The organism is Cryobacterium sp. SO2 (genome assembly GCF_026151165.2).
Classification (GTDB): Bacteria; Actinomycetota; Actinomycetes; order Actinomycetales; family Microbacteriaceae; genus Cryobacterium.
This window is the reverse complement of record NZ_CP117849.1, coordinates 3,157,557-3,184,531: the sequence shown is the minus strand read 5'-3', so window position 1 is coordinate 3,184,531 and position 26,975 is coordinate 3,157,557. Positions and strand designations below refer to the sequence as shown.

Annotated in this window: 26 protein-coding genes and 1 tRNA gene; 13 read left to right on the top strand and 14 right to left on the bottom strand. The window is 68.8% G+C overall.

The genetic code is table 11. The features are described 5' to 3' along the window. Window positions 1-104: 104 nt before the first annotated feature. Entirely contained in the window at window positions 105-602 is a 498-nt protein-coding gene (locus BJQ94_RS15000) for a YbaK/EbsC family protein (RefSeq protein ID WP_265401298.1), read from the top strand. Window positions 603-672: 70 nt separating this feature from the next. Here BJQ94_RS15000 and galK read toward each other — a convergent pair whose 3' ends face one another. Then, on the bottom strand, window positions 673-1,833 hold the full coding sequence (galK, locus tag BJQ94_RS14995; RefSeq protein WP_265401297.1) for a galactokinase: 1,161 nt from the start codon (window positions 1,831-1,833) through the stop codon (window positions 673-675). Continuing rightward, window positions 1,830-3,026 carry a galactose-1-phosphate uridylyltransferase gene (galT, locus tag BJQ94_RS14990; RefSeq protein ID WP_265401296.1) on the bottom strand — a complete coding sequence of 399 codons (1,197 nt, stop codon included), beginning with the start codon at window positions 3,024-3,026 and terminating at the stop codon, window positions 1,830-1,832. The genes galK and galT overlap by 4 nt, the downstream gene beginning before the upstream one ends. Before the next feature lie 85 nt (window positions 3,027-3,111). On the opposite strand from galT, the gene BJQ94_RS14985 reads away from it, so the two are divergent. From BJQ94_RS14985 to BJQ94_RS14965, 5 genes are all read left to right on the top strand, one after another. Next, window positions 3,112-3,939 carry a DeoR/GlpR family DNA-binding transcription regulator gene (locus tag BJQ94_RS14985; protein ID WP_265401295.1) on the top strand — a complete coding sequence of 276 codons (828 nt, stop codon included), beginning with the start codon at window positions 3,112-3,114 and terminating at the stop codon, window positions 3,937-3,939. 14 nt (window positions 3,940-3,953) lie between these two features. Further along, window positions 3,954-4,904 carry an aldose 1-epimerase family protein gene (locus BJQ94_RS14980; RefSeq protein ID WP_265401294.1) on the top strand — a complete coding sequence of 317 codons (951 nt, stop codon included), beginning with the start codon at window positions 3,954-3,956 and terminating at the stop codon, window positions 4,902-4,904. Window positions 4,905-4,974: 70 nt separating this feature from the next. Next, window positions 4,975-6,285 (top strand): DUF445 domain-containing protein, encoded by a 1,311-nt coding sequence (locus BJQ94_RS14975; RefSeq protein WP_265401293.1) that lies wholly within the window; start codon window positions 4,975-4,977, stop codon window positions 6,283-6,285. A gap of 72 nt (window positions 6,286-6,357) precedes the next feature. Next, entirely contained in the window at window positions 6,358-6,951 is a 594-nt protein-coding gene (locus BJQ94_RS14970; protein WP_265401292.1) for a hypothetical protein, read from the top strand. Between the two features lie 78 nt (window positions 6,952-7,029). Then, complete coding sequence (locus BJQ94_RS14965; protein ID WP_265401291.1) at window positions 7,030-8,037, top strand: serine hydrolase domain-containing protein; 1,008 nt, start codon at window positions 7,030-7,032, stop codon at window positions 8,035-8,037. A 116-nt stretch (window positions 8,038-8,153) separates the two neighbouring features. Here BJQ94_RS14965 and BJQ94_RS14960 read toward each other — a convergent pair whose 3' ends face one another. Continuing rightward, window positions 8,154-8,405, bottom strand: coding sequence for a hypothetical protein (locus tag BJQ94_RS14960; RefSeq protein ID WP_265401290.1), 252 nt, complete (start codon window positions 8,403-8,405; stop codon window positions 8,154-8,156). A 39-nt stretch (window positions 8,406-8,444) separates the two neighbouring features. Between BJQ94_RS14960 and BJQ94_RS14955 the strand changes: the two genes are divergently transcribed. Together BJQ94_RS14955 and BJQ94_RS14950 are read left to right on the top strand one after the other, a co-directional pair. Then, window positions 8,445-8,957 (top strand): MarR family transcriptional regulator, encoded by a 513-nt coding sequence (locus tag BJQ94_RS14955; protein WP_275875505.1) that lies wholly within the window; start codon window positions 8,445-8,447, stop codon window positions 8,955-8,957. 77 nt (window positions 8,958-9,034) lie between these two features. Next, window positions 9,035-9,367: a cupin domain-containing protein gene (locus BJQ94_RS14950; protein WP_265401288.1), complete on the top strand. Its 333-nt coding sequence runs from the start codon at window positions 9,035-9,037 to the stop codon at window positions 9,365-9,367. 24 nt (window positions 9,368-9,391) lie between these two features. Here the strand turns inward: BJQ94_RS14950 and BJQ94_RS14945 are convergent, their stop codons facing one another. Next, window positions 9,392-9,667, bottom strand: a complete 276-nt coding sequence (locus tag BJQ94_RS14945) for a DUF6457 domain-containing protein (RefSeq protein ID WP_265401287.1) — start codon at window positions 9,665-9,667, stop codon at window positions 9,392-9,394. 4 nt (window positions 9,668-9,671) lie between these two features. Then, on the bottom strand, window positions 9,672-10,487 hold the full coding sequence (locus BJQ94_RS14940) for a ThiF family adenylyltransferase (protein WP_265401286.1): 816 nt from the start codon (window positions 10,485-10,487) through the stop codon (window positions 9,672-9,674). Window positions 10,488-10,773: 286 nt separating this feature from the next. Here BJQ94_RS14940 and fdhD point away from each other — a divergent pair, with 286 nt between their 5' ends. Beyond that, the gene (gene fdhD / locus BJQ94_RS14935; RefSeq protein ID WP_265401285.1) at window positions 10,774-11,622 is read left to right on the top strand and encodes a formate dehydrogenase accessory sulfurtransferase FdhD; all 849 of its coding nucleotides are present in this window, start codon (window positions 10,774-10,776) and stop codon (window positions 11,620-11,622) included. A 200-nt stretch (window positions 11,623-11,822) separates the two neighbouring features. Here the strand turns inward: fdhD and BJQ94_RS14930 are convergent, their stop codons facing one another. The 3 genes from BJQ94_RS14930 to BJQ94_RS14920 form a co-directional block, all read right to left on the bottom strand. Then, the gene (locus tag BJQ94_RS14930) at window positions 11,823-14,135 is read right to left on the bottom strand and encodes an FdhF/YdeP family oxidoreductase (protein WP_265401284.1); all 2,313 of its coding nucleotides are present in this window, start codon (window positions 14,133-14,135) and stop codon (window positions 11,823-11,825) included. An 81-nt stretch (window positions 14,136-14,216) separates the two neighbouring features. After that, window positions 14,217-14,639: a DapH/DapD/GlmU-related protein gene (locus tag BJQ94_RS14925; RefSeq protein WP_265401283.1), complete on the bottom strand. Its 423-nt coding sequence runs from the start codon at window positions 14,637-14,639 to the stop codon at window positions 14,217-14,219. Window positions 14,640-15,187: 548 nt separating this feature from the next. After that, a tRNA-Lys gene (locus tag BJQ94_RS14920) sits at window positions 15,188-15,260 on the bottom strand. Between the two features lie 137 nt (window positions 15,261-15,397). On the opposite strand from BJQ94_RS14920, the gene BJQ94_RS14915 reads away from it, so the two are divergent. The 4 genes from BJQ94_RS14915 (at window position 15,398) to BJQ94_RS14900 (ending at window position 18,916) form a co-directional block, all read left to right on the top strand. Beyond that, the gene (locus BJQ94_RS14915; protein ID WP_265401282.1) at window positions 15,398-16,027 is read left to right on the top strand and encodes a DNA-directed RNA polymerase subunit beta; all 630 of its coding nucleotides are present in this window, start codon (window positions 15,398-15,400) and stop codon (window positions 16,025-16,027) included. Window positions 16,028-16,295: 268 nt separating this feature from the next. Further along, window positions 16,296-16,877: a sigma-70 family RNA polymerase sigma factor gene (locus BJQ94_RS14910; RefSeq protein ID WP_265401281.1), complete on the top strand. Its 582-nt coding sequence runs from the start codon at window positions 16,296-16,298 to the stop codon at window positions 16,875-16,877. After that, window positions 16,874-17,794, top strand: a complete 921-nt coding sequence (locus tag BJQ94_RS14905) for an anti-sigma factor (RefSeq protein ID WP_265401280.1) — start codon at window positions 16,874-16,876, stop codon at window positions 17,792-17,794. The genes BJQ94_RS14910 and BJQ94_RS14905 overlap by 4 nt, the downstream gene beginning before the upstream one ends. Window positions 17,795-18,025: 231 nt before the next feature. Then, window positions 18,026-18,916 carry an aminodeoxychorismate lyase gene (locus BJQ94_RS14900; RefSeq protein WP_265401279.1) on the top strand — a complete coding sequence of 297 codons (891 nt, stop codon included), beginning with the start codon at window positions 18,026-18,028 and terminating at the stop codon, window positions 18,914-18,916. Between the two features lie 590 nt (window positions 18,917-19,506). Here BJQ94_RS14900 and pstB read toward each other — a convergent pair. The 6 genes from pstB to BJQ94_RS14870 all read right to left on the bottom strand — a co-directional run bounded on the left by pstB (window position 19,507) and on the right by BJQ94_RS14870 (window position 26,943). Continuing rightward, entirely contained in the window at window positions 19,507-20,286 is a 780-nt protein-coding gene (gene pstB / locus BJQ94_RS14895; protein ID WP_265401278.1) for a phosphate ABC transporter ATP-binding protein PstB, read from the bottom strand. A gap of 48 nt (window positions 20,287-20,334) precedes the next feature. Beyond that, on the bottom strand, window positions 20,335-21,423 hold the full coding sequence (pstA, locus tag BJQ94_RS14890) for a phosphate ABC transporter permease PstA (protein WP_265401277.1): 1,089 nt from the start codon (window positions 21,421-21,423) through the stop codon (window positions 20,335-20,337). Beyond that, the gene (pstC, locus tag BJQ94_RS14885; RefSeq protein ID WP_265401276.1) at window positions 21,423-22,367 is read right to left on the bottom strand and encodes a phosphate ABC transporter permease subunit PstC; all 945 of its coding nucleotides are present in this window, start codon (window positions 22,365-22,367) and stop codon (window positions 21,423-21,425) included. The genes pstA and pstC overlap by 1 nt, the downstream gene beginning before the upstream one ends. A 149-nt stretch (window positions 22,368-22,516) precedes the next feature. Next, on the bottom strand, window positions 22,517-23,602 hold the full coding sequence (pstS, locus tag BJQ94_RS14880; RefSeq protein WP_265401359.1) for a phosphate ABC transporter substrate-binding protein PstS: 1,086 nt from the start codon (window positions 23,600-23,602) through the stop codon (window positions 22,517-22,519). 228 nt (window positions 23,603-23,830) lie between these two features. Next, window positions 23,831-24,772 carry an NUDIX hydrolase gene (locus BJQ94_RS14875; RefSeq protein ID WP_265401275.1) on the bottom strand — a complete coding sequence of 314 codons (942 nt, stop codon included), beginning with the start codon at window positions 24,770-24,772 and terminating at the stop codon, window positions 23,831-23,833. Beyond that, window positions 24,769-26,943, bottom strand: coding sequence for an RNA degradosome polyphosphate kinase (locus BJQ94_RS14870; protein WP_265401274.1), 2,175 nt, complete (start codon window positions 26,941-26,943; stop codon window positions 24,769-24,771). The genes BJQ94_RS14875 and BJQ94_RS14870 overlap by 4 nt, the downstream gene beginning before the upstream one ends. Window positions 26,944-26,975 lie beyond the last annotated feature (32 nt).

Here is a 26,975-nt window from a genome sequence, read left to right as displayed (position 1 = left end):
GGGTCCACCCTACGCATCCGCGTCTCGCGAGCCGTGACCTGAGCCCCAAAAAAGGTCGCGGTTTCGGGGCCCAACTCACGGTTCGCGGGCTCTAGGATTTGGGGATGGTGAACACCGCGCATCCGGCCGTCGACAGAGTGCGGCGTGCACTGAACGCGCAGGGGCTCGACCCCGAGATCCGCTGGTTCGACGATGCTGCCACGACCGCGGTCGCGGCTGCGGCTGCCCTGGGCATCGAGGTGGGCGCGATTGCGAACTCGCTGGTCTTCACCCTCGACGGCACCCCGCTGCTGGTGCTCACCTCCGGCGCACACCGGGTGGACACGGCCTGGCTAGGGGAGCGGCTTGGCGGCACCATCGGGCGTGCCTCCAAAGACCTCGTCAAGGAGGCCACTGGGCAGGTGATCGGCGGGGTCGCACCTCTCGGGCATCCGGCACCGATTCGCACGCTGGTCGATGAGGACCTCGCGGGCTACCCCGTGGTCTGGGCCGCTGCCGGCCACGCCCACACGGTGTTCCCGACCTCGTTCGCCGAGCTCCTGCGCCTCACCGGCGGAACGGCGTCTCCGGTGGTCCCTGAGGTCGACCCATCCGCGCGTTGAGTTGCGGAGATCCCGCCTTCGTTGTGGGAACGAAGGCCGGAAGTCCGCAACTCACCGGACGCCGGAACCCTTAGGAGAGGCGGGCCGCCCCGGCCGCGGCACGCACCACGAACATGTCGGGTGCCGTGTAGCCGGCGGCCGCGAAGGCATCCGCCACGGCGTGCTGCACGGCGGGGATGAGCGCGTGCGGAGTGAGCGCGATGGCCGAGCCGCCGAAGCCGCCGCCGGTCATGCGGGCGCCGAGGGCGCCGGCCGCGCGGGCCGCCTCAACCGCGAGGTCGAGCTCGGCGACCGAGATCTCGAAGTCGTCGCGCATCGAGGTGTGCGACGCATCCAGCAGCGAACCGATGGCGCTGGGGCCCTCGTCGCGCAGCACCCGCACAGTGTCGAGCACCCGCTGGTTCTCGGTGATGATGTGCCGCACTCGGCGGAAGGTCTCGTCGTCGAGCACCTCGGTGGCCCGGGGCAGGTCGTCCACGGTGAGGTCGCGCAGCGACCCCACGCCCATCAGGGCGGCGCCCGTCTCGCAGGAGGCGCGCCGGTCGGCGTAGCCGCCGGTGGCGTGCGCGTGGCTCACCTTGGTGTCGATCACGAGCAGCTCGAGGCCTGCGGCGTCGAAACCGAGCGGGATGACTTCGGACTCGAAGCTGCGGCAGTCCAGGAACACAGCAGAGTCGGTCTGGCCGAGCAGCGACGCCGACTGGTCGAGGATGCCGGTGGGCGCGCCCACGACCTTGTTCTCGGCCAGCTGGCCCACGCGCACGAGCACCTGCTTGTCGAAGCCGAGGTTCCAGACCTCGTCGAGGGCCACGGCGGTGGCGCACTCGATCGCGGCCGAGGAGGAGAGCCCGGCGCCGATCGGCACATCGGAGTCGATGAACGCGTCGAAGCCGGCCACTGCCGACAGATCTGCGCCTTTCTCGCCCAGCGCCCAGGCCACGCCCAGCGGATACGCCGACCAGCCGGACACGGTCTCGGGGGAGAGCTCGTCGAGGGAGATCTCCACGACCTCGTCGGTGAACGAGCTGGCGACCCGCAGCATCCGGTCGTCGCGCAGGGCGAGTGCCACGACGGCGCGGCGGTTGATCGCGAACGGGAAGACGAAGCCGTCGTTGTAGTCGGTGTGCTCGCCGATCAGGTTGACCCGGCCGGGGCCGAACCACAGGCCGGCGGGCTCGCGGTCGAACCGGTCGCGGAATCCGCTCGTGGTGCTCTGGGTCTGGTCGTTCACGAGTGGGCCTCTCCGGTGGTGCTGGTGGGTGTTGCGGCCGCGTCGGCGGCGTCCGAGCGTGCGATCGCGGCACGGATGTTGTCGGCCGCCTGCTCGGGCGTGACGTCGCCGATCCAGGCGCCCATGGCGGCCTCGGAGCCGGCCAGGAACTTCAGTTTGTCCTCGGCCCGGCGCGGGCTGGTGAGCTGCAGCATCAGCCGGATGGTGTCGCGGTGCGCGTGCACCGGCGCCTGGTGCCAGGCGCCGATGTACGGGGTGGGCGTGGAGTAGAGCTGGTCGATGCCGCGCAGCAGCCGGCGGTACAACACCGCGAGCTCGTCGCGTTCGGCCAGGGTGGTGCCGGCGAAGTCGGCCACGTGCCGGTGCGGCAGCATGTGCACCTCGACGGGCCAGCGGGCCGCGAACGGCACGAACGCGGTCCAGTGCTCACCGCGCAGGATGACCCGGTCGCCGGCCTGCTCGCTGGCCAGGATGTCGGCGAACAGGGTGGGGCCGTAGCTCTCGATCGAGTCGATCAGCCGCTGGGTGCGCGGGGTGACATACGGGTAGGAGTAGATCTGGCCGTGCGGGTGGTGCAGCGTGACGCCGATGGCCTCGCCGCGGTTCTCGAACGGGAACACCTGCTCGATGCCGGGCATCTGGGAGAGCGCGTGGGTGCGCTCCGCCCAGGCCTCGATCACGGTGCGGGCGCGGGTGACCGACAGGCTGCCGAATGAACCTTCGGTGGCCGGGCTGAAGCAGACGACCTCGCAGCGGCCGACCGAGGTGCGGATGCGCCCCAGACCGATCGTGCGCAGGTCGTCGAGGCCGGTGGGCGCGTCGTCGTCGGTGAGCAGCGGCCCGAACGAGGGCGACTTGTTCTCGAACACGGCAACGTCGTAGTTGCTGGGCACCTCCGACGGGTTCTCCGGCGTGGACGGCGCGAGCGGGTCGAGGTGCGCCGGCGGCAGGAAGACCCGGTTCTGCCGGGCTGCGGCGATGGAGACCCACTCGCCGCTGAGCGGGTCCTGGCGCATGCGCGCGGTCGGCGGGCGCGGGCCCAGGTCGCGCAGGTCGGGTGCGCGCTCGGGCGACAGGGTGGTGTCGGGGTCATCGAAGTAGATGAGGTCGCGGCCATCGGCCAGCGTGTGCGGGTGACGCGTGATGCCGGCGTCGGCGACGAAGTCTGGGGTGGTGTTGTCGATGTGGGTCATGGCGGGATCAACGCTAGTCGATTTGCGTATGCGAAACCAGCTCTTTCGTATTGAAAAGTTAGACAAAGTGAGTGAAGATTGGGGCATGGCCTCAGCCGAACATCCGACCGACCGGGATGCGCTGCCCGCGCACCAGCGCCGGGAGCAGATCCAGCGGCTCGTCGATGAACGTGGCTTCGTGCGGGTCAGCGAGCTGAGCGACACCTTCGGTGTCTCCGGCGTCACCGCCCGTGCCGACCTCGATCAGCTCGAGAGCACCGGCGTGCTGATGCGTATCCACGGCGGCGCCGTGCCGGCCGGACGTCCCACCACGACCCGGCCCGACCGGGAGTTCTCCTTCGAGGAGGCCCTCGCCTCCTCCGTCATCCCCAAGCAGCAGATCGGCGAGCTCGCCGCGTCCCTCGTCGCCAGCGGCCAGAGCGTCATCCTCGATGTGGGCACCACCACCCTGGCCATCGCGCGCGCGCTGGTGGCCCGCACCGATCTCACCGATGTGGTGGTGATCACGAACGGCCTGAGTATCGCCCTGGCCCTCGAACCGGCCATCCCGCGGTTCACCGTGATCGTCACGGGTGGCTCCCTCCGCCCGTTGCAGCACTCCCTCGTCGACCCCCTCGCCGCGACCGTGCTGAGTCAGGTGCACGCCGACCTGGCCTTCATCGGGTGCAACGGCGTCGACGCCGACGGCGGCGTCACCAACATCAACCTGCCGGAGGCCGGCGTGAAGACCCTCATGCTCGCCGCCGCGGCGCGTGCGATCGTCGTGGCCGACGGTGCCAAACTGGGGCAGGTGCACCTGGGCCGGATCGGCCCGCTCGCCGCCTTCGACACCCTGGTGACGGATGCGGCGGCCGACCCCCTCGCCCTCGCTCCGCTCCTCGACGCCGGCCTCGCCGTGCTCCAGCCCCACTGACCCGAAAGACCACCATGCCGCTGCCCGCAGCCACCGGAACCCAGTACGTGCTCACCGCCCCGACCACTCAGGGACCGGCTACCGCCACCATCACCGAGGTCGCCGCGGGCCTGCGCGAATATGCGCTGAACGGCATAGACCTGGTCGAGGGCTTCGCGGCGTCCTCGGTGCCCCCGCTCGGCGCGGGCATCGTGCTCGCCCCGTGGCCCAACCGCATCCGCGACGGGGTCTGGACGCACGACGGCACCCGGCACCAGCTGGCGATCACGGAACCGGCCCAGGGGAACGCCATCCACGGCCTGCTCGCCGTCACCGCCTACCGGCTGGTCACGCAGACCGCCAACGAGGTCACGCTGGCCGCCACGGTCTACCCGCAGACCGGCTACCCCTACCAGCTCGACACCACCGTCACCTACACGCTCACCGCCGACGGCCTGGCCGTCACCCACGGCATCCGCAACGTGGGCGGCGCGGCCGCCCCGGTGGCGCTTGGCACCCACCCCTACCTCAAGATCGGCGATGTGCCCACGGGCGACCTGCTGCTGCGGCTGAACGCCGGCACCCACATCGACGTCGACTCCAGGCTGAACCCGGTGGGCGTCACGCCCGTCGACGGCACCCGCTTCGACCTGCGCGCCGGCGCCCGGGTGGGCGACCTCGACCTCGACGACGGTTTCGGCGGGGTGGTCGTCACTGGCGGCGTCGGCGAGCACTCCCTCACCGCGCCGGACGGCCGGAGAGTTACCCTGTGGGGCGACGAGAACATGGCCTACGTGCAGGTGTTCACCCCGCGCATCTTCCCGGTGCGTTCCGCCGGGGAGGTAAAGCGGGGCCAGGCCGTCGCGATCGAACCGATGACGGCGCCGGCGGATGCCTTCAACTCCGGCCAGGGCCTGCGTTGGCTGGCGCCCGGCGAGGAATGGGTTGTTCGCTGGGGAATCACCCCGACGGGTTTTGCCGCGTGAGCCACCCGGCCTAGGGTGGCGGGAGCGCCCAACCCGGCGCGCTCCCACCCGACGAGGAACGACCAGACCCATGGCAACACCCTCCCTGACCACATCCGCCCGGCCCGCCCCGAAGGCCCCGCTCAGCGCGCCGGACGAGGCACGCCGGATCGCGCTCGTGGGCATGAAGCGGCTGGCGCTCGGCCTGCTGCTCACGATGGCCGTGATCTTCGCCGTGTCCTTCGCGCTGGAAGACCGCTACCCGTGGCTGGAGTACGTGCGCGCCGCCGCCGAGGGCGGCATGGTGGGCGCGATCGCCGACTGGTTCGCCGTGACCGCCCTGTTCCGCTATCCGCTCGGGCTGCGTATTCCGCACACCAACATCATCGCCAACCGCAAGGACGAGATCGGCGCGAGCCTGGGCGAGTTCGTGGAGTCGAACTTCCTCTCGGATGCCGTCGTGCGCGGCAAACTCGAATCCATCGGCATCTCCCGCCGGCTGGGCGCCTGGCTCGTGCAGCCGGTGAACGCCGAACGGCTCACCGACGAGATCGCGCATGCCGGCTCCGGGCTGCTCGACCTGCTCAGCGACGACGACATCAAGGACCTGCTCGAGGGCGTCGCCAGGGAACACCTGCTGGCGCCGAAATGGGGCCAGAGCCTGGGCCGGCTGGGGGAGCACCTGGTGGCGTCCGGCCGGCACCATGCCGCTGTCGACCTGCTGCTGGACAAGGCGCAGAGCTGGCTGGAGAGCCACCCGGAGGCCTTCGGCCAGGCCGTGTCCACCCGGTTGCCGCGCTGGCTGCCCGGCTTCGTCGGTGAGATGGTCGACGACAAGGCCTACCGCGAGGTTCTCGCGTTCGTGTCGACCGTGCAGGCCGAACCGGAGCATCCGCTGCGCGAAGCCATCGACCGCTACCTGGCCGAGCTGATGAGCGACCTGCAGCACGACGACACCATGATCGAGCGGGTGGAGGTGCTCAAGCTCGACCTCGTCAACAACGCCAAGCTGCGCGAGTTCGCCGGCGACGCCTGGGAGTCGCTCAAGGAATCACTGCTGATCGCGCTGGCCGACCCGGACAGCGCCGTGCGCCGAGGCATCACCTCGACGGTGCTCGATGTGGGCGGCCGGCTCTCCGGCGACGAATCGCTGGGCACCCGCATCGACCGGTGGCTGGCGGACGCCGCCGGCTACGTGCTGCAGAAGTACCGCCACGAGATCGCCGGGGTGATCACCGAGACCGTCGAGCGCTGGGACCCGGCCGAGACCACGGAGAAGATCGAGCTGCAGGTGGGCAAGGATTTGCAGTTCATCCGCATCAACGGAACCGTCGTCGGCGCGCTGGCCGGGCTGCTGATCTTCGCTGTCGCGCAGGGCGCTGTGGTGCTGTTCGGCCTGTGACGGCATGCCCAGAAGTGGCCGGATGCGCCGACGCGCCCGACAACGTTGACCCAGGTGAGCCATACTTAAGCGGTGGGAAACGGTTCGCACGACTCCGATGAAGGCACCAGCAAGGGGCCCGCTCTGCCCACCACCACCCGCATCGTCGATGAGGGCATGCTCATCGCCATGTCCGCCGTGCGGATGGCGCTGAAGAACCGCATCATCGTGGGGGCGCTGCGGGAGCACGCCGACTACGACCCCGCCGAGTACGCCGCCCTGGCCCGCCAGGAGCTGCACGAAGTGGCCAGGCAGAACGACGAGGATTCCACCAGGGTGGAACGCCTCGGCTCCTACCTCTCCCGCACCACCGGCTCCGGCAAAAGCCGGGAGCTCGAGAACAAACGCCGTGACGTCATCCGCCTCGGCCGCCGGCGCACCCTGCACGATCGAGTGGCGGAGCGGCTGCGCGCGCTCGCCGACGACGATGAGCGCGTCGCCGCCCTCGTCGAGCAGGCCCGCACCGACGCTCTCCAGGAGGTCAACGACGCTCTTGCGACCCGGCTGCTGGCCCAGCGGATCGACCCGCACCAGCCGGGCTACGCGGCGGCCCGTGCCGAGCGGATGCGTGCTGTCGGCGCGATCGACCTCGCCGCCCTGGCCAAGAAGACCCGCCGCAAGCGCTAGCGCGGCCGCCACCGGCGCGGGGGCCGGCGCCGGCACATCCGGCACCGCGGGGCGGCTGCCGTTCGCTACGCTCGAAGGGTGGATACCCAGGCGATACAGACTTTTCTCGACGACAGCGATTTCTCCGGAGTGGTGCTGGTGCGCGACGGCGACCGCACGATCTTCGAGGCGGCCCGCGGCTTCGCCACGCCGCGCTGGCAGGTGCCCAACACCCTCGACACCCGGTTCGACACCGCGTCGATCACCAAGCTGTTCACCAGCGTCGCCGTGCTGCAGCAGGTGGATGCCGGCCGGCTCGACCTCGAGGCGTCCATCCACGAGTACGTTGACCTGGGCGGCAGCGCGATCGGCACCGACGTCACCCTGCTGCACCTGCTCACGCACACCAGCGGCATCGCCGACGACGTCAACGAGGAGGCCGGCGAGGACTACGACGAGTACTGGGCCGCGACCCCCAACTACTCGCTGATCGAGACGATCGACTTCCTGCCGCTGTTCGCCGACAAGCCGCGGCTCGCCGCGCCGGGCGTGCAGGTCGAGGACTGCAACGTCGGTTACATCCTCGCCGGCCTGGCCGTGGAGAGGGCCTCCGGCCTGTCCTACCGCGACTACGTGCGCGAGGAGATCTTCGCCCGCTCCGGCATGGCCGACTCCGGCTTCTTCGACCGCCGCGACGCCGTCGAGCGGGTCGCCGAGGGCTGGGACCGCCGGGAAGACGGCAGCTGGGTCTCGAACATCTACAGCTCTCCGGCGATCGGCTCACCCGACAGCGGCGCGCACACCACGGCCGGCGACCTGATGAACTTCCTCAACGCCGTCCGCGGCGGGAAGCTGCTCTCCAAGGAGTACACCGACGAGTTCTTCACCCCGCAGGTGGACTACGACGACGACATCAAGTACGGCTTCGGCCTGGAGTTCGACCTCAACGACAACGGCAGCGTGCGTTCGTATTACAAGGACGGCGTCAACGCCGGCGCCAGCGGCATCCTGCGGCACTACCCCACGAGCGGCCTCGACGTGGTCGTGCTCAGCAACGCCGAAGAGGGCGCCTGGGACCTCCTGGTGGAGATCGACTCCCAGTTCTAGCGTCGGTCCGGCCGCGAGACGGCGACGGATGCCGTTGCGCGGGTCAGGCGCCGGTGCGCGGGTGGCGCGCCACCCGCGAAGCGGCGCCACGCCCGCGCAGCTCTAGCCGGGGTGTTTCAGGCCGACCGGGCGCCGGACGGCAGGGGGCAGCGCAGCTGGGTGCGCTCGCCGCTGCGGTCGATGTCGTGCTCGGTCATCGGTTCGCCGCAGAGCGGGCAGCGCGCCACCGGGCGATCCTGCACCGGTACCTCGTCGTCGTACGGTCCCAGCGGTGGCGGGCCGATGAACGGCAGCAGCCGGCCGTTCAACCACGCTGTGAAGCCGCCGGCCTCCTTGATGGTCGGTTTGCGCTTCTTGGCTGATGTCATGATTGTTAGTGTACTAACTAAATGGGCAGAAGCCCACGGATGCCCGCCCCACGATGCCTGCCCGGAGATGTGATGACCGAACCGAACGTGCTCGCCCTGGAGAACCAGGTCTGCTTCGCCCTCACCGTGGCGGCGCGCACCACGGTGGCCCTGTACAAGCCGATCCTGGAGCCGCTCGGGCTCACGCATCCGCAGTACCTGGTGATGCTGGCGCTGTGGGAGGAGAACCCACGCACCCTGCGCAGCCTGGCCGAGGCGCTGCGGCTGGAACCGGCCACCCTGTCACCGCTGCTCAAACGGCTGGAGGCGACCGGCCACATCAGCCGGGAACGATCGACGACCGACGAGCGCACGCTTGAGGTCACCCTGACCGAGCACGGCCGCGAGTTGCGGCGGATCGCCGAGACCATTCCAGAGCGCGTGGCCCGCACCCTGGAGATGTCGCCGGAGAGCCTGATCGCGCTGCGTGACTCCCTCACCGAGGTCATCCGCGCCACCTCCGCCGGCGCGGCGCCCCGGTCCGCGTCGCATCCAGTGCCCGTCACCGAGTAGCCGACGTCCTAGCCGAGTGGCGTACAGGCACGTCGCCGAGCCGCGCACGGCAGGCCCTTCAGTCGTACGCTGTCGGCATGCAGAAGATCTCGATCGAGGCCCTCGCCAGGCAGCAACTCGCGGCGGCCGGCTCCACCCCGAGCGGCCGGGCGGCGGACACCGTCTTCGGCGGCCACGAAAAGGTGTTGCGCCAAACCGTCATCGGCATGGTCAAGGGCACGGTGCTCGCCGAGCACGAAAGCCCCGGTGATGCGACAGTTTATGTCGTGAGCGGGCGGGTGCGCCTGATCGTGGGGGAGGACTCCTGGCAGGCGCGCACGGGGGACCTGCTCATCGTGCCGGATGCCAGGCACAGCCTCGAGGCCGAAGAAGATGCCGCCATTCTGCTGACCGTGGCCAAACGGCCCTGACGGCCCGCACGCCTCGCGAGCGGGCTACTCCGCTGCGGCCGGCCAGCCCAGGGCGAGTTCGGTCGCGGCGGCGCTCGCCGCGGTGATGTCCGCGGTGCTGCCACCGTTCTGCGCTGCGGCCAGCCCCACCAGGAACAGGCTCAGCGGGGCGGCCGGCCTGGCCACGTTGTGCGCGACGTCCCTGGCCACATCCAGCAGCAGTCCGGTGGGGACCACGTCGGCGTCGAGTCCGAGCCGGGCCGCCAGGGCGGCCAGCCACTCGTCGAGGGCCTCGGGCGGCAGCGGGGTCTTGGTGCTCATGGTGTCACTCCTCGGTGGATGCGCGGGTGGATGTCGCGGAAGCCGATTCGGCCTGGGCGCCGGAGCCGGCCGGCTGCGCCACGGGCAACGGAGCGGCGTCGAACCGGCCGGTGTCGGCGTCGATGGTGAGTACCCGGCCGATCAGCGGTTCGCCGGTGCCGGTGATCACCCGGATGGCCTCGGCGGCGAGCAACGCGCCGGCCTGGCCGCGCAGCGCGCCGAGCACACCGGCATCCGTGGCGGCGGAAGCGGTGCCCACGGCAGTCCCATCCGTGCCGAAGAAGTCGCGCAACCGGGTAGAGCGCTGACCGCTGCGCCTCGGCGGGGTCGACCAGAACACCGACAGTTCGGCGTTGCCGCGTGCCACGGAGCCCCACACCAGCGGCAGCCCCAGCGCGGCGCAGGTGTCGCCCACCAGGAACGGCTGCGGGGTGAGGTCGCTGCCGTCGACCACCAGGTCGTAGCCGCCGAGGATGCGCCCGATCGACTCGGCTGTGAGGTCTTCGTCATGCGCCGTGACTGCGGTGTCGGGCGAGAGGGTCAGGATGGTGGTGGTCGCGAGCACCAGGGCATCCACGTCGAGCGGGCCCACATCGGCCAGCCCGATCGTGCCCACGCCGGCCGCGGCGAGCGAGCGCAGGGCGGGCGCGCTGAGCCCCGAGGTGCCCAGAACGAGCACCCGGGCTGCCGCGAGGCGGCGGTGCCCGATGTCGTCGATCGGGGGCAGCCGCAACTGCGGCAGGCTGCGCACCTGGGCCAGGCGCGCGGTTTCGGTGGGACTGAGCGGGCCCGCGGGCTCGACGAGAGGGGGAAGTGCCATGACACCACGGTACGCGGCAATCGCCCCCATCCCGCCCACGCCGCCCCGCGTATCCGCGCCCGACGCACGTGCAACGCCCGCTCGCGGCACCGTCAGCTCGCGAAAGCGGCCGTGTGGTCACCTCAGCACCGCTGAAGCAGCCACAGTCCCGCTCTCGCGTGCTGCGCCTCTCGCGAGAGCGGCCCGGCCGGGCCGCCCCTCCCCGCAGAGGGATCGGAGGTTTAGGCTCGAGGGGAGGTCCCGGTGCGCCGGTCGCACGGTGACCACACTCTCGAGGAGGGCCACCATGGGCAGAGTCACGGCACGGCGCAAGATCACCCGGCTGACGGTGGGCCAGGCGCCCATCCGCCGCGAAGACGTGCTCGCGGTGGAGGAACCGCTCGAGATGCGGGTGAACGGCCGGTCCCTCGCCGTCACCATGCGCACCCCCGGCCACGACGTCGACCTCGCGTCCGGGTTCCTCGTCTCCGAGGGCATCATCAGCCAGGGTGATCATCTCGCCACCGCCCGGTACTGCGCCGGTGCCACCGCCGAGGGCGTGAATACCTACAACGTGCTCGACCTGCACCTGGCTCCCGGCGTCGCCGCCCCCGACCCCAGCACGCAGCGCAACTTCCTCACCACCAGCTCGTGCGGCCTCTGCGGCAAAGAGAGCATCGACGCGGTGCGCACCAAGTCCACCTGGGATGTGCGGGCGGATGCGGCGCGGGTCGACGCTGAGATGCTCACGACCTTCCCCGACAAGCTGCGCGAGGCGCAGGCGGTGTTCGAGAAGACCGGCGGCCTGCACGCCGCCGCCCTGTTCAACGCCCACACCGGCGAGATGCTGGTGCTGCGCGAAGACGTGGGCCGGCACAACGCCGTCGACAAGGTGATCGGCTGGGCGGTCAAGGAGAACCTGTTGCCGCTACGCGGCACCGTGCTGATGGTGTCCAGCCGGGCCAGCTTCGAACTGGCGCAGAAGGCGCTGATGGCGGGCATCCCGGTGCTCGCCGCCGTATCGGCGCCGTCGTCGCTCTCCGCCGAATTCGCCCACGAGGTGGGTATGACGCTGGTCGGTTTCCTCCGCGGCGACTCCATGGTGATCTACGCCGGCGAGGAACGCATCACCCAGGGCGCGCTCGCCGCGGTGTAGCCGCCCAACAACATGACTGGCCCACTTTTGCTAGTCAGATACCCTCCCGCACTAGCAAGAGTGGGCAAGTCATCACCGTGCTGGCGCGGCTCGGCGCGACGCCGGCCCACCCCGGCTCAGGGGTGGCCCACTTTTGCTAGTCAGGTGCCCTCTCGCACTGGCAAGAATGGGCAGCTCATCATGCGGCGGTGCCGCGAGGGTCAGCTGAGAACGGGCACGGATGCCTCGTGCGGGATGAACCGCACGCTCATGGCCTTGTAGCCGGGCGTGTTCGACTCCCGGGCCACCAGCTCCCGGTGCATGAGCTGGTTCGCCTCGGGGAAGTACGCCGCCGCGCAGCCCCGCGGCGTGGGGTACACCACGAGCCGGAACTTGTCGGCCCGGCGCTCCTGCCCGCCGAACGTGCTGATCACGTCGACGAGGTCGCGATCCGCAAAGCCCAGCTCGGTGACGTCATCGGCGTGGATCAGGATCACGCGGCGGCCGTCCTTGATGCCGCGATAGCGGTCATCCAGCCCGTAGAACGTGGTGTTGTACTGGTCGTGGCTGCGCATGGTCTGCAGAATCAGGTGTCCGGGCGGCGGGGTGAGGTACTCCAGCGGGCTCACCGTGAATCGGGCGCGGCCGATGTCGGTGGCGAAGCTGCGGGTGTCGCGCGGCGGGTTGGGCAGCACGAAGCCGTTCTTGTCGCGCAACCGCTTGTTGAAGTCGTCGAAGCCGGGCAGCACCCGGGCGATGTGGTCGCGGATGACGTCGTAATCCTCCGCCATCGCCTTCCAGTCCACCGGGTGGTCGTCGCCGAGCGTGGCCCGAGCCATCCGCGCCACGATCACCGGTTCGGCCAGCAGGTGCTCGGACACCGGGGCCAGGCGGCCCTGGGTGGAATGCACCATCGACATCGAGTCCTCCACCGACAGAACCTGCCGGCCGGTCGGATGCTTGTCGTCGGTGTCGGTGCGGCCGAGCGTGGGCAGAATCAGCGAGGTGACCCCGTGCATCACGTGCGACCGGTTGGGCTTGGTCGACACGTGCACGGTCAAGCCCACCCGCTGCATCGCGGCCTCGAGCAGGTCGGTGTCGCTGCAGGCCAGCGCGAAGTTGCCGCCCATCGACACGAAAACGTCCACGTCGTCGTTCTCGAACGCCTCGACGGTGTTCACCGAGTCGAGGCCGTGCTCACGCGGCGAGACGATGCCGAATTCGGCGTCGAGGGCGGCGAGCATTGCCTCCTTGGGCTTCTCCCACACCCCCATGGTGCGGTCACCCTGCACGTTGGAGTGCCCGCGCACCGGGCAGGCGCCGGCGCCCGGCTTGCCGAAGTTGCCCTGCAGCAGGAGCAGGTTGATGATCTCCTTGAGCGTGTTCACCGAGTGCGGCTGCTGGGTGAGGCCCAGCGCCCAGCAGATGATGGTGGCGTTGGAGGCGGCCATCATCTTCGCGACCACGCTGATGTCCAGCCGCGAGAGCCCGGTGGCCTTCTCGGTTTCGACCCAGTCGATCTCGGTGCGGGCGGCCCGGTAGGCCTCGATGCCGTCGGTGTTCGCGTCGATGAACTCCTGGTCCACGACCGAGCCGGGCACGCGGGCCTCTTCCTCGAGCAGCAGGTGACCGAGCGCCTGGAACAGGGCCAGGTCGCCGCCGACCTTGATCTGCAGGAACTCGTCGGCCAACGGCACCCCGTGCCCCACCAGCCCGGTGGGCGTCTGCGGGTCCTTGAAGTTGAACAGCCCGGCCTCCGGCAGCGGGTTCACGGCCACGACCTTGCCGCCGTTGGCCTTGCACTCGGCCAGCGCCGACAGCATCCGCGGGTGGTTGGTGCCCGGGTTCTGGCCCACCACGAGGATGAGTTCGGCCACGTGGATGTCGTCGAGCGAGACGGTGCCCTTGCCGATGCCGATCGTGGGGTTGAGCGCCGAGCCGGAGGACTCGTGGCACATGTTCGAGCAATCCGGCAGGTTGTTCGTGCCGATCGACCTGGCGAACAGCTGGTACAGGAATGCGGTCTCATTGGCGGTGCGGCCGGAGGTGTAGAACACCGTGCGGTCGGGGGTGGTGGCGCGGATCTTCTCGCCGATCAGCTCGAACGCGTCGTCCCAGGTGATGGGGGAGTAGTGCGTGTCACCGGGCCGCACGACAACGGGCTGGGAGATGCGGCCCTGGTTGCCCAGCCAGTATTCGGTCTTCTCGGCCAGCTCGGCGAGGGAGTGTTCGGCCCAGAATTCTGCCCCGACGGTGCGGAGGGTGTTCTCCTCGGCCACGGCCTTGGCGCCGTTCTCGCAGAACTCGGCGGTTTTGCGGTGCCCGGTCGATTCCGGCCAGGCACAGCCGGGGCAGTCGGTGCCGTTGCGCTGGTTCAGCCGCAGCAGCGCCCGCGCGGTGCGGCTCACGCCGGCCTGGGCGATACCGCGGTCCAGCGCAACGACCACCGCCTCGAGGCCGGCGGCGGCCTTCTTCGGAGTGCCGATAACGAGCTCGTCTTCGTTGATGTCCTTGACCGGTGCGCGACGTGTCATGACTCCATCCTGCTCCTGCCAGGAGCGAACGGTGCACGGGGCGCGGGCTGGATTTTGCGGTCAACCGGCTAAAACGGATGCCTAGGCCGCCAATCCGTGTGAGCGGCGGCCGTCCGCGCCCACGTTGCCGGTGGCCACATCGGTGCCGTCCGGCACACGGGTGTCCCGGTCCAGGCGCACGCCGGCGGCGATCCGAACGTTGCGGCCGATGCGCACGTGGCTGCCCAGGTGCGCACCACCGGCGACGAGGCTGCCCTCGCCGATGTGCACATTCTGGCCGATGAAGACCCGGTCGCCGATGACGACGTCGTGGTCGATCCAGCTGCCGGGGCCCACCCAGGCCTCCCGGCCCAGCTGCGCGCCGGACTCGATATAGGCGGACTCGGAGATGAACGCGCTCGGGGGCACGGTGGACTTCGCCGACACCCACCCGTTCCCGTTCGGGTGCCTGCGGTACTTCTCGATGACGCCGGTCTCGACTTCGACGTCGATGTTCTTGCGCACTGGGCTCCTCCCGTGACGCTCGTTGTGTGCGCCACCCGGCGCCGATGCGCGGATTGCGCGCCTGCAGCCGGAGTCCAGCACACCAGAATGAGCGTCAACACCGGAATAAACACCGCATACTCGCAGGACATTCCGGGTCCTCGCCCAGCCCCAGCGAACTGACAGCTTCCACGGGCCACTGCGTTTCGCGGCCGACGGCTCTATGCTTCCGGTATCAACGGATAGGGGCGGGGATGTCACGGGAACCAGGCGAACTGACGACGCAACAGCGCACCGAGCTGCTGAATAGCGAGGTGGCCCGGTTCGCATTGGCGGGCTGGACGGTCAGCAGCGTGGCCGGAAACCAGGCCGTGCTGCAGCGCACGAAGAGAATCGGGTTCTTCGGGAACCTGGTCCTGGTGTTCCTCACCTGGGGCCTGTGGCTGATCGTCGTCGCCCTGCGCATCCTCAACCGGCGGATCGAATCGCTGATCCTCACGGTGGACCGGTCCGGCAAGGTGAGCCGGGAGTTCTCACACCCGCCGGACACCCTGCTGACGATAAAAATGTGGGCCCCGTCGGGCTCGAACCGACGACCCAAGGATTAAAAGTCCTTTGCTCTACCAACTGAGCTAGAGGCCCGCGGTTAATAACTTAGCGTGGATTGCCGGACGGTTTTTGTGACTAGCGTGGATGCATCCGCCAGCGACGCCGGCCCGGCAACACACCCAACCGGCGGCGTACCCGACTACGCTGCCCTGAAAGCCAGGAGGAGAGCGATGGCCGACGATTTTCACAAGCCCACGAAGTTCTCGGGCGCCAAGTTCGAGTCGATGATGGGCGGCGAGGACCCGGCTCAGATCAGCCGGATCGCGCACGAGACCGCGCAGGCTCTGCTCAACCGGGTGCGCGAGAACCCGCACCCCGACGTTGTCGAGCGCCTGGTGGCCTACACCGACGAGCACGGCATCGACGCCGTCGCCGAGCTCTGGTCGCGCGCCACCCCGCGCAGTCTGCCCGGCGCGCTCTGGCGGATCTATCTGGTGCGGCTGCTGATCCGGCAGGATGCCGATGGCACGGCCTACCTCTACCAGCGCGGCATCGACGTGGCTGTGAGCATCGACCCGATCGTGGCGGGAGCGGCGGTACCCACCGGCCCGGCCGAGATCATTCTGCTGGCCGACGAGATCCTCCGCGGACTGTTCACCGGCGACTTCGCCATCGCCCTGGACCGGGCCGCGGCGTTCTGCCGGGTGATCGGCGCCGGCTGTGCCAGCGTGGCCGACGACTTCGACAGCACGGAACCGGGCCGCTCCAGCGAGCTCACCACGCGGGCGCTGCGGTTCTCCACCACCGCGCAGGAGTTCGCCGCCTGCGCCAGACTGTGGCGCAGCGACTCTCTGGAGTAGCGCCCACGCATCCGGGAATGAACTCTCAGCCGATGTCGTTTACACTGGATGCTGGTCGGACCGCAGTAACCCCGGGCTCCAATATTCGCCGTCTAGAACGGCCTCGCGCCGAGAGGCGTTCTGCGGTCCGGCCTTCACTTCGCCCGGCGACCGGAGCGCCCGCGGAGGTCACGGGGCCATAACTTTATTTCGCTCCAGACCAATCCAGCGAGGACTCGGCACCGAACCCTCTGCATGGAAGGGGACTGGACCTGACATGCTGGATCTCATGACTGCTGAGTTCGACCTCGACGCCTCGTCGACAGCGCCTTCGAAAGAAGAGCTGCTCGCCCGTGTAGCCGAAGGAGACCAATCGGCTTTCGGAGAGCTTTACGACCAGATCGCTCCGCGGGTGCTTGGCCTTGTCAAGCGCGTGCTGATCGATCACGCGCAGTCCGAAGAGGTGACCCAGGAGATTTTCCTGGAGATCTGGCAGACGGCTTCGCGGTATGAGTCACAGCGTGGCGGGGCTTCGACCTGGATCATGACCATGGCGCACCGACGTGCGATCGACCGGATTCGGTCGTCGCAGGCCGGACGCGACCGTGATACGAAGATCGGTATCCGCGACCTCGCGGTGCCGTATGACCACGTCGCCGAAACCGTCGAAGTGCGCATCGAGCATGAAAGGGTGGAGAAGGCGATGTCCAGACTGACCGAACTGCAACGGCAGGCCGTGAGCCTGTCGTACTTCAGCGGTTACAGTCACCGTGAGGTCGCCGACTACCTGCATATCCCGCTCGGCACAGTGAAGACCCGGCTACGCGACGGGTTAATCCGTTTGCGAGATGAACTGGGGGTGGCGTCTTGAGCGACACCAACAAGCCCGGCACGAATAAGCCCAATAACGACAAGCCCGACGACCTGACCGGCAACGGCTCGGCCGAGAACCCGGCCGACCTCGCGGGGGCATATGCCCTGCACGCGCTCGGCGCCGAGGAGTCCGCGGATTATGAGCGGTACCTGGCGCGCTCGGAGCAGGCCCGCATCGAGGCCGCCGAACTCAGCGACACCGCCGTGGCCCTGGGCCTGGCGGTCACGCCCGTGCAGCCCTCCAGCGGCCTCAAGGCCAGCCTGATGGCCCAGCTGGCCTCCACCCCGCAGCTTGCCCCGCTCACCGCCCCGGCCGCTCCGACCGCAGCCGAGCGTGTCGAACCTGCCGTGACGGATGCGCCGCCCGCGGTCATCCCGATCGGCTCAGCCTCCGGTACCGGCTCCGCCCGCTCACAGGGCTCTGCTGCCGACCGTGCCCAGCGTCGCTGGTTCCAGCGCCCGGCCGGCTACCTCCTCGCGGCCGCCGCGGCCGTGGTGCTCTTCGTGGGTGGCACTTTCACCGGGCAGGCCATCTTCGGCGGGCAGAACGACGAGTTCGCCCAGCAGCAGGCCGCCAGCCTCGCCGAGATCAACGCGGCCCCCGACAACCAGCGCGCGTCGACCACGACCGCCGACGGCCAGGATGCCACCCTGGTCTGGTCGGGCGACCTCGGCCTGTCCGCCATCATCGTGGAAGACCTGCCGGCTCTCGGTGACGATCAGGACTACCAGCTCTGGTACATCGGTGCGGCCGGACCGGTCTCGGCCGGCACGTTCGACTCCGACGGCTCCGGCACGGTGTGGCGGGTGCTGGACGGCACCATGACCGCCGGTGACACCGTCGGTGTCACGGTGGAGCCCAAGGGCGGCTCCGAGCAGCCCACCACCGACCCGATTGTCGCCATCCAGAGCTGACCGGCGTCGCCGCACGGCCCGCACGGCGTGAGGCCAGCATCCCGACTTGCCGCAAAGTGCCCCTTCCCGGTCCAGGAAGGGGCACTTCGACGTAACTCGCGGGCGGGCGCTCTCCTGACTTGCCGCAAAGTGCCCTTTCAGAAGCCTGGAAGGGGCGCTTTGGCGTAAGTCGCCAGTGACGGCTGGACTTGGCTCCGGGCGCGCATCCGACGGGTGGGTAGGCTCGAACTCATGACCCTGCCTTTCACGCTGCTCATTGACCCGGAGCCGGCCGACTCCACCCGCACCGACTTCGTCGACACGTTCCACGAGATCGACTCCGGCGCTCCGGCGCTGCGGGTGGCCGAGCTGAGCACCCAGCGCGGGGACGGCATCTTCGAGACCCTGAGCGTGGTCAACGGGCATCCGCAGGAGGTCGAACCGCACATCAGCCGGCTGATCAACTCCGCGCAGATCTGCGACCTGCCGGTGCCCAACCCCGCGCAGTGGCGCGCCGCGATCGCCTACGCGGTCGAGCGCATCCCCGGCGAAGGCGAGCTGGCGCTCAAGTTCGTGCTCAGCCGCGGTGTCGAGCACGGCCCCGCCCCCACCGCCTGGCTGCACGCCACCCGCGCCGCCGACTTCAGCGCCGTGCGTGAGCAGGGCATCAGGGTGATCACCCTCGACCGTGGGTACCCGCGGGGCGTCGCCGAGCAAGCGCCCTGGCTGCTGATGGGCGCCAAGACCCTCAGCTACGCCATCAACATGGCCGCCCTGCGCGAGGCCAAGCGCCGCGGCGCCGACGACACCATCTTCCTCACCCACGACGGTTATGTCATGGAGGGCCCCACCTCGAGCGTCATCCTGCGCATCGACGGGCGGTACGTCACTCCGGCGCCGAGCGGGGCCATCCTGCACGGCACTACCCAGCAGAGCGTGTTCGAGTACCTCACCGCGCACGGCGAGAGCGTCGAGTATCGCGATGTCACCATCGACGAGCTCCGGGCGGCGGATGCGGCGTGGCTGGTGTCCAGCGTGCGCCTCGCGGTCGCCGTGACCGCGCTGGACGGCGTGGAGTTTCCCCACGACGACGAGCTCACCCGCGCCCTGAACTCGTCCCTGCTGTCCCGCACCGGCTCCTAACGGCCCGTAGGTCGAGCTCGTCGAGCCCAGCACGGTGTCTCGGTTCGTCACCATCCCGTTGGTCGAGCTTGTCCAGACCCGGTGACCGTGTCTCGGTATCGAGGCCACCCATCCGCGAGAGCGGGGGAGTGGCTGCTTCGGGGGTGCCGTGGTGACCGTTTGGCCGCTCTCGCGAGGTGTCACTTCCGCGAGAGCAGTGAGCTCACTTATCCGCGAGTGCGGGGGAGTGGCTGCTTCGGGGGTGCCGTGGTGACCGTTTGGCCGCTCTCGCGAGGTGTCACTTCCGCGAGAGCAGTGAGCTCACTTATCCGCGAGTGCGGGGGAGTGGCTGCTTCGGGGGTGCCGTGGTGACCGTTTGGCCGCTCTCGCGAGGCCACCCATCCGCGAGAGCGGGGATGTGGCTGCTTCGGGGGCCGCGAGGTGACCGTTTGGCCGCTCTCGCGAGGTCACGCATCCGCGAAGGCGGGGATGTGGCTGCTTCGGGGGTGCCGTGGTGACCGTTTGGCCGCTCTTGTGACACTGCGGAGGGCAGAAAGCCGCCCGGGCGACCGTGGGGTCGTCCGGGCGGCGGGAGCTGCAGGAGTGCGGGTTTAGCCGAAGCGGCCGGAGACGTAGTCCTCGGTGGCCTGCACGGTGGGGTTCGAGAAGATGGTGGTGGTGTCGTCGTACTCGATCAGCTTGCCCGGCTTGCCGGTGCCCGCGATGTTGAAGAACGCGGTGCGGTCGGAAACGCGGGAGGCCTGCTGCATGTTGTGCGTGACGATGACGATCGTGTAGTCGGTCTTCATCTCTTCGATGAGGTCCTCGATCGCGAGGGTGGAGATCGGGTCCAGTGCCGAGCAGGGCTCGTCCATCAGGATCACGTCGGGCTGCACGGCGATGGCGCGCGCGATGCAGAGGCGCTGCTGCTGGCCGCCGGAGAGGCTGGAGCCGGGCTTGTCGAGCCGGTCCTTGACCTCGTTCCAGAGGTTGGCACCGCTCAGTGACTTCTCGATCAGCGCGTCGGCGTCGCTCTTGGACATCCGCTTGTTGTTCAGCTTGACGCCGGCGAGCACGTTGTCGCCGATCGACATGGTGGGGAACGGGTTGGGGCGCTGGAACACCATGCCCACCTGGCGGCGCACGAGCACCGGGTCGACACCGGGGCCGTAGAGGTTGTTGCCGTCAATGAGCACCTCGCCGTCCACATGGGCGCCGGGGATGACCTCGTGCATGCGGTTAAGCGTGCGCAGGAACGTGGACTTGCCGCAGCCGGACGGGCCGATCAGGGCCGTCACCGTGCGCGGTTCGATGGTCAGCGACACGCCCTCGACGGCGAGGAACTTGCTGTAGTAGACGTCGAGATCGTTGACTTCAATGCGCTTGGACATATGTTCCTTCGAATCTGAAAAGCTGGAGAATCGGGGGCGGTGGCGGCGTCAGCGGCCGAGTTTGGGGGAGAAGGTGCGGGCGACCAGACGGGCCACGAGGTTGAGCAGCATCACGATCACGATGAGGGTGAGCGCGCCCGCCCAGGCACGGTCGATGTACGCCTGCGAGTCGGCGCCCTGGCTGGCGTACTGGTTGTACACGAACACCGGCAGGGTCATCATCCGTTCGCTGAACAGGTCGTAGTTCATGCTGGCGGTGAAGCCGGCGATGATCAGCAGCGGAGCGGTCTCGCCGATCACGCGGGAGATCGAGATCATCACGCCGGTGACGATGCCGGCCAGCGAGGTGGGCAGCACCACCTTCACGATGGTCAGCCACTTCGGCACGCCGAGCGCGTACGCGGCCTCACGCAGTTCATTGGGCACCAGCTTGAGCATCTCTTCGCTGGAGCGCACCACCACCGGGATCATCAGCACCGACAGCGCGACAGAACCGCCGAAGCCGAAGCGGATGCCCGGGTCGTTGAACAGCAGCGAGAACAGCGCGTAGGCGAACAGGCCGGCCACGATCGAGGGGATGCCGGTCATCACGTCGACGAAGAAGGTGATGCCACGGGCGAGCCGGCCGCGGCCGTACTCGGTGAGGTAGATCGCGGTGAGCAGCCCGATCGGCACCGAGATGAGCGTGGCGAGCCCTGTCACGAAGAGCGTGCCGACGATCGCGTGCAGTGCCCCACCACCGGCGCCGACGACGTTGCGCTGCGACTCGGTGAAGAAGGTGGGGGTGAGGAACGCCGGAAGGCCGTTGACGATGGTCGTGCCGACCAGGGAGATCAGCGGGATCAGCGCCACCACGAAGGCGATGGTGACCAGGGCGGTGACCAGGCGGTCCTTGGCCCGGCGGATGCCCTCGACGAAGTAGGAGAACAGGAACAGGGCGATGCAGTACAGCACGGTGCCGAAGAACAGCGTGCCGGCCCAGTTGAAGGTGTCCGTGGCGCCGGAGAGGAAGATCACGACGAAGAACGCGCCCACGACGATCCAGCTGGCGGCGAGCACCATCAGGGAGGCGTTCTTGGGCAGTTTGCCCGCGGTGAGGGAGTTGCTGACGGGAGACGAGACGGTCATGGTGCTCATCAATTCGCTCCAGAGAAGGCCTTGCGGCGGTTGATGATCACGCGCGCGATCATGTTGACGATCAGCGTGATGACGAAGAGTACGAGGCCGGTGGCGAGCAGGATGTTGACGCCAACGCCGTGTGCCTCGGGGAAGTTCAGCGCGATGTTCGCGGCGATCGTGTTGGAGTTCTGCGAGGTGAGCAGCTGGAAGATCACCTGCGGGTTGGGGGAGAGCACCATGGCGACGGCCATGGTCTCGCCGAGTGCCCGGCCCAGGCCCAGCATCGCGGCGGAGATGATGCCGGCGCGGCCGAACGGCAGCACGGCCATGGTGATCATTTCCCAGCGGGTGGCGCCGAGGGCCAGGGAGGCTTCCTCGTAGAGCACCGGGGTCTGCAGGAAGATCTCCCGGCAGATGGCGGTGATAATCGGCAGCACCATCACGGCCAGCACGATGGCGACGGTGAGGATGGTGCGGCCGGTGCCGGAGACGGGCCCGGCGAACAGCGGGAACCAGCCGAACCACTCGACGAGGGAGGCGTAGAACGGCTGCACCAGCGGGGCGAGAACGCCGATGCCCCAGAGGCCGAAGACCACGGACGGCACGGCAGCAAGCAGGTCGATGAGGTAGCCCAGGCCCTGCGCAAGGCGGCGGGGCGCGAAGTGCGAGATGAAGAGGGCCACGGCGATGGCCACGGGAACGGCCATCAGGAGGGCGAGGAACGCCGACCAGACCGTGCCGAAGGCGAGCGGTGCCACGTAGGACCAGAAGTTGCTGAAGTCGCCCTTGAAGGCATCCGCGGGCGCCACGAAGGCGGGGATGCTCTGGACGAAGAGAAAGAGGGCAACGGCCGCGAGCACGGCCAGGATCAGGCTGCCGGCCACCACTGTTGCGGTGGAGAAGATGCGGTCGCCCGGTCGTTCCTTGGCCTTGATCGCAATACGGTCAACTGCGGTCGTCATTCCGAGCGTCTCCCTGGAGGGGTGAGGTGAAACCGGTAAGGGTGGTTCGTGGGCCGGACCCCAAGCCTCAGTGTGCCCGACCGGGCGACCGCGTGCAACGCGGCCGCCCTGCCGGGCAGTATTACTGAGGCGTGAGGCTCAGCGGGTATTTACTTGACGGTCTCGAGGACCGCTGCGACCTTAGCCTGCAGGTCGGCGGACAGCGGAGCGGCACCGGCGGAGGTCGCGGCCTCGGCCTGGCCCTCTTCGCTGGCCATGTAGCTGACGTACGACTTCACGAGGGCGGCCTGGTCGGCATCCGCGTACTCGGTGCAGACGAGCGCGTAGCTCACGAGCACGAGCGGGTAGTGGGTCGCGTCGGTGGTGAGGCGGTCCAGCTTGATGGCCAGGTCGTTGTCGGCGCGGCCGTCGACGAGCGGCGAACCGTCGACGACTGCTGCGGCGGCCTCGGCCGTGTATTCGACGAACTCGTCGCCGACCTTGATCTTCGCGACACCGAGGTCACCGGCGCGCGAGGCGTCGGCGTAGCCGATCGTGCCGGTGCCGTTGGTGACGGCGTCGACGACACCGGAGGTGCCCTGGGCGCCTTCACCGGTCTGGTACGGGAACGGGTCGGCCGGCTTCTCAGTCCACACGTCGGGGGCTGCCTGGAACAGGTAGTCGGCGAAGTTCTTGGTGGTGCCGGAGTCGTCCGAGCGGTGCACTGCGGTGATCGCGGTGGCCGGCAGGGTGGCGTCTTCGTTCAGGGCGGCGATGGCCGGGTCGTTCCAGGTGGTGATCGCGCCGGTGAAGATCTTCGCGAGGGTGTCGGCATCCAGGTTGAGGTCGGTGACGCCCTCGACGTTGAAGATGACGGCGATCGGGGAGATGTAGACCGGCAGGTCCACGGCGGTGGTGTCGGGAGCGCAGGCGGCGAACGTGCCGGCCAGCTCGTCATCGCTCAGGTAGGAGTCCGAACCGGCGAAGTCGGTGCCGCCGGCGATGAACGTCTCGCGGCCGGCGCCGGAGCCCGACGGGTCGTAGTTGATCGTGACGTCGGGGTTGGCGGTCTGGAAGGCGGAGATCCACGCCTCCTGAGCGGAGCCCTGCGACGAGGCGCCGGCGGCGTTGATCGTGCCGGAGAGGGTGCTCTCGGTGGGGGCGTCTGAAGCCGTGCTGGCGGCTTCGTTGGACGCGCAGGAGGAGAGTACGAGGGCTGCGGCAATAGCAATGACCGCGGGGCGGCCATAACGCATGATGTTCACAAGTGTCCTTTTCAGGTCGAATACAGGGAATGCGATCGCAGGTGAATCCTGCAAACAAAGGCCGGTGCTGGCCCTCGTCAGACGCTATTCCGTGTGGTTAACGACACTCCCTCCCCTGGGTGAACGGGAGGTAAACGACATCGGTCGGTTCGGTCTCGCGGTCTGCACACAGACGCGCCCGCAGTCCCTGTCGGATCTGCGGGCGCGGTGGTTGGCCGGCTAGTTGCGCGGCGGGTGCGTTTCGATGGCCAGGATGCCCGCGCTCGGGTTGTCGCTGGAGAGGTGCACGACCGAGAAACCGCTGGGCGCGAGCGCGGCTGCGTTCGCCAGCTGCTGCGTCATCGGGGAGCCCGTGGCCAGGGCGATCTCGCGCAGGATGTCCGGTAGAACCGGTCCGTGGCTGCAGAGCACCGCGGTCTTGCGGGCGCGGATGCGTTTGCCGACGTTGTGGCGCACATCGCTGGTGCCCTGCTCCCAGGCGTCCTGGCTGATCAGGTCGGTGCGCTTGAACGGCACCCCTGTCGCCGCGGAGAGCGGCGCCACCGTGGTGACGCAGCGGGTGGCGGTGCTGGTGAAGATGCGCTGCGGATGCCACGCGCTCACGGTGCCCACCAGGGCGGCGGCCTGCGTCACGCCGCGTTCGCTGAGCGGGCGGGTGGCGTCGGGGCCGGACCAGTCGTGTGGCGCGGTCGCCTTGGCGTGGCGCAGCGCGATGATCGCGAAGGTGCTCGTGATGCCCTGGGTCACGAGACGGGCGAACGCGTCGATGATCTCCACGTCCGGCGCATAGCTGAGGTACGTTCTGGCCTTATTGATGGTCACCCACTCGAGGGCGGCCACCTCGCCGTTGGGCACGAAGGTGGAACGCAGGATGTGCTCCGGCAGCACCTCCGCGGCCCAATAGTGCACGATCTTCAGCTTGCCGTTGGGCATCGGGTACTCGGAGACGCCGAGCGGGACCCCGAGAGCGATCGCCAGCCCGGTCTCCTCTTCGATCTCCCGCACGGCCGTGACCGGCAGGGTCTCGCCGGGGTCGACCTTGCCCTTGGGGATGGTGATGTCGCCGTGCACGGTGCGGTGGATCAGTAGGACGTGCATTTTGCCGTCGATGAGGCGCCAGCAGACCGCACCGGCCGCGTACACGGCGCCGGCGTCACTCATCGGCGGCTCACCGGTCGCTTGCGCTGCCCGATCTGCTGCATCAGGCGGTTCTGCATGTCATCGAGCGGCTTGCCCTCGGCATCCAGGTGGTGCCTGGTCCATTCGCCGTTCTCGTCGAGCCACCACGACGAGGTGCGCTCGTCCATGGCCCGTGTGAACAGGGCGTCGACCTCGTTGAGGTGTCGCGGGTCGACGAGGCGCACGAGGGCCTCCACCCGGCGGTCGAGGTTGCGGTGCATCATGTCGGCGCTGCCGATGTACACCTGCGTCTCGCCCAGGGTGTGGAAGGAGAAGATCCGCGAGTGCTCGAGGTAACGGCCGAGGATCGACCGCACCCGGATGTTCTCGCTCATGCCGGGCACGCCGGGCTTGAGGCTGCAGATGCCGCGCACCCACACGTCAACGGGCACACCGGCCTGGCTGGCCCGGTAGAGCGCGTCGATGATGTCCTCGTCGACCATCGAGTTGACCTTGATGCGGATGCCGGCGGGCTTGCCGGCTGCCGCGTTGGCGGTCTCGTCGGCGATGCGCTTGAGCAGGGCCTTGCGCAGGTGCAGTGGGGCCACCAGCAGGCGCTTGAACTTCTTCTCGATGGCGTAGCCGGAAAGCTCGTTGAACAGCCGGGTGAGGTCCTTGCCGACCTGGTCATCCGCCGTGAGCAGCCCCATGTCTTCGTAGATGCGGCTGGTCTTGGGGTTGTAGTTACCGGTGCCGATGTGGCTGTAGTGCCGCAGCACTCCCTTCTCGTAGCGCACCACGAGGGCGAGCTTGCAGTGCGTCTTGAGCCCGACGAGCCCATAGACCACGTGCACGCCGGCCTTCTCCAGCTTGCGTGCCCAGGAGATGTTGGCCTGCTCGTCGAAGCGGGCCTTGATCTCCACCAGGGCGAGCACCTGCTTGCCCGACTCGGCGGCGGCGATGAGAGCCTCCACGATCGGGCTGTCACCAGAGGTACGGTACAGGGTCTGCTTGATGGCGAGCACGTTCGGGTCGGCGGCGGCCTGTTCCAGGAACGCCTGCACACTCGTGGCGAACGACTCGTAGGGGTGGTGCAGCAGCACGTCACCGCGGCTGATGGCGCGGAAGATGTCGGGCGTCTCGTTGGGTTCGCCGGTGAGCAGCTGCGCGGCCGTCGTGGGCACGTGCTTCGTGTAGTGCAGGTCGGGCCGGTCGATGCGGAGGTCGAACAGGCCGCCGAGGTCCAGCGGTGCGGGCAGCCGGTACACCTCCTGGTCGGTCACGTCGAGTTCCCGCACGAGCAGGCCCAGGGTCACCTCGTCCATGTCCTCGGTGACCTCGAGGCGGATGGGCGGGCCGAACCGGCGCCGCAGCAGCTCCTTCTCGAGGGCCTTGATCAGGTTCTCGGTGTCGTCTTCCTCGATGACGACGTCCTCGTTGCGGGTGACCCGGAACACGTGGTGTTCGAGGATGTCCATGCCGGGGAAGAGATCTTCGAGGTGGTTGGCGATGAGGTCTTCGAGGGTGATGAAACGCACCTTGTCGACGGACTCGGTGCGGTCCACCCGCACGAAGCGCGGCAGCATGGAGGGCACCTTGAGCCGGGCGAACTCCTGCTTGCCGGTCTTGGAGCTGTGCAACCGCACGGCCAGGTTCAGCGACAGGCCGGAGATGTATGGGAACGGGTGTGCCGGGTCGACGGCCAGCGGCATCAGCACCGGGAAGATCTGGTTGGAGAAGTACCCGCGCAGCGACCGGCGGTCCACGTCGCTCAGGCTGTCCCAGGTGACGATGTCCACGCCGTGTTCGGCCAGGGCCGGGCGCACCAGCTCCTGAAACGCGTGCGCGTGCCGGTCCTGCAGCACGTGCGCGGCGGCGGCGATGTCGGAGAGCACATCCTGCGGGGCGCGGCCCACATTGGTCGGCACGGCCAGTCCGGTGAGGATACGGCGCTTGAGACCGGCGACCCGCACCATGAAGAACTCGTCGAGGTTGTTTGCGAAGATGGCCAGGAAGTTCGCCCGTTCGAGCACCGGCAGGGCCGGGTCCTCGGCGAGTTCGAGCACCCGCTGGTTGAACGCCAGCCAGCTCAGCTCACGGTCGAGGTAGCGCTCGCTCGGTAGGGCCGGATCGTTTTTGCCGATCTGGGGGTCGAAATCGTCGTCAAGTTCGCTTTCGAGACCTGACGTGCCTGGGATGTTGTCGCCGTCCATCTGTCCATCTTGACACCCGGCGCCAGGCGGGC

What these genes read in the sequence shown, in the direction of transcription:
- BJQ94_RS15000 (WP_265401298.1), top strand. Translation starts at nt 105, where the DNA reads ATGGTGAACACCGCGCATCCGGCCGTCGACAGAGTGCGGCGTGCACTG.
- galT (WP_265401296.1), bottom strand. Translation starts at nt 3,026, where the DNA reads ATGACCCACATCGACAACACCACCCCAGACTTCGTCGCCGACGCCGGC.
- BJQ94_RS14985 (WP_265401295.1), top strand. Translation starts at nt 3,112, where the DNA reads ATGGCCTCAGCCGAACATCCGACCGACCGGGATGCGCTGCCCGCGCAC.
- BJQ94_RS14980 (WP_265401294.1), top strand. Translation starts at nt 3,954, where the DNA reads ATGCCGCTGCCCGCAGCCACCGGAACCCAGTACGTGCTCACCGCCCCG.
- BJQ94_RS14975 (WP_265401293.1), top strand. Translation starts at nt 4,975, where the DNA reads ATGGCAACACCCTCCCTGACCACATCCGCCCGGCCCGCCCCGAAGGCC.
- BJQ94_RS14960 (WP_265401290.1), bottom strand. Translation starts at nt 8,405, where the DNA reads ATGACATCAGCCAAGAAGCGCAAACCGACCATCAAGGAGGCCGGCGGC.
- BJQ94_RS14955 (WP_275875505.1), top strand. Translation starts at nt 8,445, where the DNA reads ATGCCCGCCCCACGATGCCTGCCCGGAGATGTGATGACCGAACCGAAC.
- BJQ94_RS14950 (WP_265401288.1), top strand. Translation starts at nt 9,035, where the DNA reads ATGCAGAAGATCTCGATCGAGGCCCTCGCCAGGCAGCAACTCGCGGCG.
- BJQ94_RS14945 (WP_265401287.1), bottom strand. Translation starts at nt 9,667, where the DNA reads ATGAGCACCAAGACCCCGCTGCCGCCCGAGGCCCTCGACGAGTGGCTG.
- BJQ94_RS14940 (WP_265401286.1), bottom strand. Translation starts at nt 10,487, where the DNA reads ATGGCACTTCCCCCTCTCGTCGAGCCCGCGGGCCCGCTCAGTCCCACC.
- fdhD (WP_265401285.1), top strand. Translation starts at nt 10,774, where the DNA reads ATGGGCAGAGTCACGGCACGGCGCAAGATCACCCGGCTGACGGTGGGC.
- BJQ94_RS14930 (WP_265401284.1), bottom strand. Translation starts at nt 14,135, where the DNA reads ATGACACGTCGCGCACCGGTCAAGGACATCAACGAAGACGAGCTCGTT.
- BJQ94_RS14915 (WP_265401282.1), top strand. Translation starts at nt 15,398, where the DNA reads ATGGCCGACGATTTTCACAAGCCCACGAAGTTCTCGGGCGCCAAGTTC.
- BJQ94_RS14910 (WP_265401281.1), top strand. Translation starts at nt 16,296, where the DNA reads ATGACTGCTGAGTTCGACCTCGACGCCTCGTCGACAGCGCCTTCGAAA.
- BJQ94_RS14900 (WP_265401279.1), top strand. Translation starts at nt 18,026, where the DNA reads ATGACCCTGCCTTTCACGCTGCTCATTGACCCGGAGCCGGCCGACTCC.
- pstB (WP_265401278.1), bottom strand. Translation starts at nt 20,286, where the DNA reads ATGTCCAAGCGCATTGAAGTCAACGATCTCGACGTCTACTACAGCAAG.
- pstA (WP_265401277.1), bottom strand. Translation starts at nt 21,423, where the DNA reads ATGAGCACCATGACCGTCTCGTCTCCCGTCAGCAACTCCCTCACCGCG.
- pstC (WP_265401276.1), bottom strand. Translation starts at nt 22,367, where the DNA reads ATGACGACCGCAGTTGACCGTATTGCGATCAAGGCCAAGGAACGACCG.
- pstS (WP_265401359.1), bottom strand. Translation starts at nt 23,602, where the DNA reads ATGCGTTATGGCCGCCCCGCGGTCATTGCTATTGCCGCAGCCCTCGTA.
- BJQ94_RS14875 (WP_265401275.1), bottom strand. Translation starts at nt 24,772, where the DNA reads ATGAGTGACGCCGGCGCCGTGTACGCGGCCGGTGCGGTCTGCTGGCGC.
- BJQ94_RS14870 (WP_265401274.1), bottom strand. Translation starts at nt 26,943, where the DNA reads ATGGACGGCGACAACATCCCAGGCACGTCAGGTCTCGAAAGCGAACTT.